2 pseudogenes are annotated in these 566 nt (G+C 60.2%); both read left to right on the top strand.

Annotated elements, in window-relative coordinates:
* Positions 1-325: pseudogene (locus JF66_RS19910) on the top strand (elongation factor Ts); the annotation flags it as partial.
* 108 nt (positions 326-433) lie between these two features.
* A pseudogene (gene pyrH, locus JF66_RS24755) lies at positions 434-566 on the top strand (UMP kinase); the annotation flags it as partial.

Here is a 566-nt window from a genome sequence, read left to right as displayed (position 1 = left end):
GGGCTACTCGGGTGACGACGCGGAGACTGCTCGTTCCATCGCGCAGCACATCTCCTTCGCCAACCCGGAGTACCTCGCGGCGAGCGACGTTCCCGCTGACCTCGTGGAAACCGAGCGCAAGATCGTCACCGAGATCTCGAAGAACGAGGGAAAGCCGGAAGCGGCCCTCCCGAAGATCGTCGAAGGACGCGTCAAGGCCTACCTCAAGCAGGTCGCCCTGCTTGAACAGGACTACGCAAAGGACAACAAGGTTTCCGTGAGCAAGGTTCTCGCGGACGCCAAACTGACCGTTTCGGGCTTCGCCCGGTTCAAGGTCGGCGCCTAACAACAACTGACGGAGACCGGATTGCGCAAGCGATCCGGTCTCCGTTTGTGTGTGCCCCAGCTACACGCGGTAGTTTTGAAACACATCGTACGAAAGGTCTCGCACCATATGATCGACACGGGCAAGAAGCGCAGGGTTCTCCTCAAACTTTCCGGAGAGGCTTTCGGTGGTGGCGGCGTCGGGGTCAATCCCGATGTTGTGAGTTCACTGGCGCGCGAGATCGCTGAGGGTGCCAAGCAGG

Source organism: Cryobacterium sp. MLB-32 (assembly GCF_000738085.1).
Taxonomy (GTDB): Bacteria; Actinomycetota; Actinomycetes; order Actinomycetales; family Microbacteriaceae; genus Cryobacterium.
This window is presented reverse-complemented; position numbering and strand designations above follow the sequence as displayed.